The 5687-nt window shown below is 73.3% G+C and carries 5 protein-coding genes; all 5 read left to right on the top strand.

Features of this window, described 5'->3' with window-relative positions; all coding sequences use genetic code 11:
* Nucleotides 1-23 precede the first annotated feature (23 nt).
* A complete protein-coding gene (locus H596_RS0118705) occupies nucleotides 24-761 on the top strand; it encodes a hypothetical protein (RefSeq protein ID WP_027286168.1) in 738 nt (245 codons plus the stop codon).
* A 247-nt stretch (nucleotides 762-1008) separates the two neighbouring features.
* On the top strand, nucleotides 1009-1224 hold the full coding sequence (locus H596_RS22450) for a DUF6511 domain-containing protein (protein ID WP_245584078.1): 216 nt from the start codon (nucleotides 1009-1011) through the stop codon (nucleotides 1222-1224).
* Between the two features lie 8 nt (nucleotides 1225-1232).
* Nucleotides 1233-2006 carry an isoleucyl-tRNA synthetase gene (locus H596_RS0118695; RefSeq protein ID WP_051213427.1) on the top strand — a complete coding sequence of 258 codons (774 nt, stop codon included), beginning with the start codon at nucleotides 1233-1235 and terminating at the stop codon, nucleotides 2004-2006.
* Entirely contained in the window at nucleotides 2003-3325 is a 1323-nt protein-coding gene (locus H596_RS0118690) for an ATP-dependent DNA helicase (protein WP_027286165.1), read from the top strand. The genes H596_RS0118695 and H596_RS0118690 overlap by 4 nt, the downstream gene beginning before the upstream one ends.
* On the top strand, nucleotides 3322-5687 hold a 2366-nt coding region (locus H596_RS0118685), incomplete at its 3' end, for a VapE domain-containing protein (protein WP_027286164.1). The genes H596_RS0118690 and H596_RS0118685, both read left to right, overlap by 4 nt.

Below are 5687 nucleotides of genomic sequence, written 5' to 3'. Positions count from 1 at the left end.
ACCTCGCGCCCAGGAGCTGACGCATGACCTTCGACATGAACGACGCCGAGCTGCCGCGCGGCACCGACCTCATCCCGGACGGCAGCTTCGTGAAGGTGCGGATGGAGATCCGCAGGGGCGGGATCGACGGCGCCGGCGAGGTGGATCGCGGCCTGCTCAAGGCCGCCAAGACGCCCGGCAGCGACGTGCGCCTGCTCGACTGCGAGTTCACCGTGGTGGCAGGGCCGCATGCGCGGCGGAAGTTCTGGCAGAGCTTCACCGTCGCCGGCGGCAAGGTGGACGAGCAGGGTGTGTCCATCGGCTGGAAGATCTCCAAGGGGATGTTCCGGGCGATGATCGACAGCGCCTGCGGCCTCGATCCCAAGGACATGAGCGAGGCGGCCAAGGCCAGGCGCATCCTGCGCGGCCTCGCCGACCTCCACGGCATCACCTTCGCCGCCAAGCTGCGGATCGAGCCGGCGAGCGACTCCCGCTACGGCGACAACAACCGCCTCGACCGCGTGGTGCTGCCGGGGGAGCCGGAATACGCGCGCATCATGGCGGGCGAGGCGCTGCCACCGGCCCCGAGCCAGCGCGCGCCGCGTCCGGCCTCCGCGCCCCCCGCGGCGGCGGCGCCCGCCTGGGCCAACGCGGGCGCGCCCCGGGCGCCGGTGGCGACCGCCCCGGCGTGGGCCACGCCTGCCGCCATGCCGCCCGCCCAGCCCGCGCCGCCGCCCGCGCCGGCGCCGCTCGCCAACGGTCCGGCCTGGCTGAACGGCTGATGGCGGCGTGGCGCGACGACGCTGGGCGCGGCCGCGGGAGCCCCGTCCTCCAGCAGACAGACCCGCGCCGCTGCCGGGCTGCACGCCGGCCGACCAGATCCGGCGGCTCACCTGCGCGCTCTGCGGCCGCGAGGCGAAAGGCTTCGGCTACGTCCATGAGCTTCGGCTCGGTGTCCACCCGAGGCTGTCCTTTTGCTCGATGCGCTGCTGCGACGCTGGCAGTGCGCTGGCACGGCGGAGAGGCGGCGTGATCGACAAGACCCCGATGGAGGAGCGCGCGATCAAGGAGGCGCGGCGTCCGCTCGCCGAGGTGCTGATCGAGCTGAACCTCATGGCGCCGTTCCACGACCGCAGCGCGGCGGAGATCGACCGCATCATCGAGGCCTGCGTCGACGGCTTCCAGGCATCGATGCGGCGCCAGGCCGCCGAGCGCGATCCGCTCGACGACCCTTTGCCGTTCTAGGAGGGCCGGTGCTGCTCGACCTGAACTCCGGCTCCGGCGCCGTCTACGGGCGAGGCGATACGCCACTGGACGACGCCGCGGTCATCACCGCCCGCATCAACGCGCATCTCGACGCGGCCCTGCTGGCGCGGCAGCGGCAGCAGCGGCCGCGCGACTACCTCGGCGGCAGCCGCATCGGCGAGCCCTGCGCCCGCAAGCTGGTCTACGAGGTCAGCCACGCCCCGAAGGACCGCGACGTCGAGCCGGGCATCCTGCGGGTGTTCGACGCCGGGCACCAGTTCGAGGCGCTGTCGATCCGCTGGCTGCGCCTCGCCGGCTTCGACCTGCGCGACCGTGGACCTGACGGCGAGCAGTTCGGCTTCGTCGCGGCCGGCGGGCGGCTGCGGGGGCACGCCGACGGCGTGATCGTCACCGGCCCTGACGTCGGCCTCCGCTGGCCCGCGCTGTGGGAGCACAAGGCGCTCGGCCAGAAGTCCTGGACCGACCTGGTCAAGCGCGGGCTGCGCCTCTCCAAGCCGATCTACTTCGCGCAGGTGCAGCTCTACATGGCCTACCTCGATCTGGAGGTCGCGCTGCTCACCGCGCTCAACCGCGACACGCTGGCGCTGCACCACGAGGCGGTGCCCTTCGACGCCGCCGAGGCGCAGCGCCTGTCGGACCACGCCGTCGACATCCTGCGCGCCGCCGAGGCGGGCGAGCTGCCGCTGCGCATCGCCCAGGCGTCCGACTTCCACCTCTGCCGCTCCTGTCCCTACGCGACCCGCTGCTGGGAGGCGCCATGACCATCACCCCCTCCGACACCCAGCACCGCGCGATCGCGGCGATCAAGCACTGGTTCCAGAACGAGGCCGACCGGAAGCAGGTGTTCCGGCTGTTCGGCTATGCCGGCACCGGCAAGTCGACGGTGCTGCGCTTCGCGCTGGAGGAGCTCGGCCTCGAGCACCACCGCAGCGGCGGCGACGGCGAGGCCTGCGTGCCCGGGGTGGTGACGGCCACCTTCACCGGCAAGGCCGCGCTGGTGCTGCGCCGCAAGGGCACCCCGGCGCGGACCATCCACAGCCTGATCTACTCCGTCATCGAGGCGACCGAGGAGGAGGTCGAGGCGGCCGAGAAGAAGGTCGAGGAGGCGGTGGCGCGGGCGCGCGGCCTCTCCGGCTTCGAGCGCACCGCCGCCGAGGCGGCCATCGAGGCCATGCGCCAGGGCGTCGCCGACATGAAGCGACCGCGCTTCGCCCTCAATCCGAAAAGCGACGCCGCGCACGCGAAGCTGATCGTGCTCGACGAGGTCTCGATGGTCGGCGAGGAGATGGCGCGCGACCTGATGAGCTTCGGCAAGCCGATCCTCGTGCTCGGCGACCCCGGCCAGCTACCCCCGATCCAGGGCGAGGGCGCGTTCACCAAGGACGCGCCCGACGTCATGCTGACCGAGATCCACCGCCAGGCGGCGGAGAGCGCCGTCATCCGCCTCGCCACCATGGCCCGGCAGGGCGAGCCGATCGGCTTCGGCCGCTACGACGACCACGTCTGGAAGATGCGCAAGACGGACGTCACGCCGGAGCAGGCGCTGCGTGGCGGCCAGGTGATCTGCGGCATGAACGCGACCCGGCTGCAGCTGAACAACGCCATGCGCCGCGCCGCCGGCTTCGGCGACAGCGGCTGGCTGCCCAGCGGGCCGGGCGAGAAGATCATCTGCCTCAAGAACCAGAACGACCTCGGCCTGATCAACGGCATGTTCCTGACCCTCTCCGACATCGTCGACGAGGGCAGCCACTATTTCTCGGCGGTGGTGACGGACGAGGACGGCAACCGCATCGGCCCGCCGCAGCAGGACGGCAGCCGCGGCCGGCTGCGGATCTATAAGGGGCATTTCGAGGACCATGTCGCCTTCGACCGGAACCGGCACGACCGCGACTGGAAGCTCAAGAAGGGGCTGACCGAGGCGACCTTCGGCTGGGCCATCACCGGCCACAAGAGCCAGGGCTCGCAGTGGGAGAACGTCGTGGTCTGGGACGACGGCCTCGGGCGCACCGAGCTCGACCGCCGGCGCTGGCTCTACACGGTGATCACCCGGGCCGAGCAGGGGCTGGTGATCCTGGCATGACCACGGTCCCGATCGACCTGAACGACGCCGGTATGGCGCCGGTGCGCCACGATCTGGCGGAGGTCCGGCGCCGCCTCGCCGAGACGGCGCGGGAGTGGCTGCCGCCGCTGTTCCCGAACGCGCGGCGCTCGCCGGACGGCAGGACGCTGCGCTGCGCCGACCTCTCCGGCCGGCCGGCCCGAGGCGAGGGCTCCTGCGTCATCCACCTCGAAGGGCGCTTCGCCGGCTGGGGCTTCGATCATGCCACCGGCGAGAGCGCGGGGCCGATCGACATGCTCGCCCACGGCACCGGCGCGGCGGATGCCCGCCTCTTTGACGAGGCCGCGCGGCTCGCCCGCATGGATCGGCCGGCGCCGCCGCCGCCGCGCCCGCCCGAGCCGAGGCCCGATCACAGCCGGGAGGTCGCGCGCATCCTGGACGGATGCGTTCCGCCCGCGGGGACGGCGGCGGAGACCTACCTCCGGGGCCGCAGCCTCGCGCTGCCGGACAGCCCCGACCTGCTGTTCCATCCCGACCTCGCCGACTTCGAGAGCCGGCGCGGCTGGCCCGGCATGGTCGCGGTGGTGCGGGACGCGGCCGGCGAGCCCACGGGGGGCATCCACCGCACCTACCTGCTCGACGACGGCTCCGGGAAGGCGCCGCCGGGCAAGAAGATGCTCGGGCCCGTCGCCGGCGGGACGGTGCGGCTCGCGCCGCTGCCCGAGGACGGGCGGATCGGCGTGGCGGAGGGGATCGAGACCGCGCTCGCCGCCATGGCCCTGTTCGGCGTCCCCACCATGGCGGCGCTCTCGGCCGACGGGCTGCGGCGCTGGCAATGGCCGGAGGGCACCACCCACGTCACCATCTTCGCCGATGCCGGGCATGCTGGCATGCAGGCCGCGGCGACGCTGGCAGACAGGCTGAACCTGGCGGACATCCCCTCGCGCATCCTCGCCCCGCTGCACGGCGACGACTTCAACGACGACCTGCGGCGCGGCGCGACCGCGGCGGATTACGAGCGGCAGCCGGCCCCCCCGCCGGATCCGCCCTCGGCCGCACCAGGGCCGGCCACGGTCGAGGAGCTGCTCGCCGCAGCCGCCGACCTCACCCGCCCGCCCGACGCCGCGCCGCTCTCCGACCTGCTCGGCCGGTTGGCGATGGCCCGCCTCGATCCGCTGCCCGAGCGCCAGGTCCTCGCCGCGGTGAAGACCGCCACCGGGATCGCCGTCTCCATCCTGGAGAAGCAGCTGGTCGAGCTGCGTCGGCGGCTGAACGCCACGGGCGACGTGCGGCGCGCGCCGGTCCGGCCGCCCTGGGCCTCGCTGCTGCGGATCGACGCGGGCGGCACGCCGGAGCGCAACGAGGCCAACGTCATCACCGCGCTCTCCCTCGACGCCGCGTTCGCCGGCGCCCTGGTGTTCGACGAGTTCAGCCAGGAGATCATGGTGGCGCGCGCCTTGCCCTGGGATCCGCCGGGCGCACCGCTGCCCCGGCCCTGGGGCGAAGCCGACGACGTGCGCTGCGCCGAATGGCTGCAGCGGCACGAGATCAACGTCCCGCCCGTCGTCGTCGGCCGCAGCGTCATCGCCGTGGCGCGCAACGTCCGCGTCCATCCGGTGCGCGACTACCTGGAGGCGCTGGCCTGGGACGGCACGCCGCGGCTCGACGCCTGGGCGGTCACCTACCTCGGCGCCGAGGACACGCCGCTCCACCGCAGCATGGCCTCGCTGTGGATGGTCTCGGCGGTCGCGCGGATCATGCAGCCCGGCTGCAAGGCCGACCACATGCTGATCCTGGAGGGGCCGCAGGGCATCCGGAAGTCGACCGCCCTCAAGGTCCTCGCCTCGGATCCCTGGTTCACCGACGAACTCGCCGAGCTCGGCTCGAAGGATGCCGCCCAGCAGATGCGCGGCGTGTGGATCATCGAGATGGCGGAGCTGGATGCCATCGGCCAGGCGGACGTGTCGCGCATCAAGGCGTTCCTGAGCCGCACCACGGACCGCTACCGGCCGCCCTACGAGCGCTACGTCGTCACCGTGCCGCGGCAATGCGTCTTCGCGGGGACGGTGAACCCCGACACCTACCTGCGCGACGAGACCGGCAACCGGCGCTTCTGGCCGCTGCGCTGCGGCGACATCGACCTCGAGGGGCTGCGGCGCGACCGCGACCAGCTCTGGGCCGAGGCGGTCGCGCGCTACCGCGCCGGGGCGCCCTGGTGGATCGAGGACCGCGCGCTCGTCGCCGAGGCCAGCGCGGCGCAGGAGGCGCGCTACCAGGGGGACGCCTGGGACGCGCGGATCGAGCGCTGGCTCGTCTCCGAGCGCAAGCCGGTGAATGTCGGCGTCGGCGAGTTCGAGGACTGGCAGGAGCGCTTCGTGCCGCG

It is taken from the genome of Rubritepida flocculans DSM 14296 (assembly GCF_000425365.1).
In the GTDB taxonomy this organism is placed as follows: Bacteria; Pseudomonadota; Alphaproteobacteria; order Acetobacterales; family Acetobacteraceae; genus Roseococcus; species Roseococcus flocculans.
This window is presented reverse-complemented; position numbering and strand designations above follow the sequence as displayed.

Excerpts from the sequence above, each read along its gene's own strand:
- H596_RS0118705 (WP_027286168.1), top strand. The coding sequence starts at position 24 with ATGACCTTCGACATGAACGACGCCGAGCTGCCGCGCGGCACCGACCTC.
- H596_RS0118690 (WP_027286165.1), top strand. The coding sequence starts at position 2,003 with ATGACCATCACCCCCTCCGACACCCAGCACCGCGCGATCGCGGCGATC.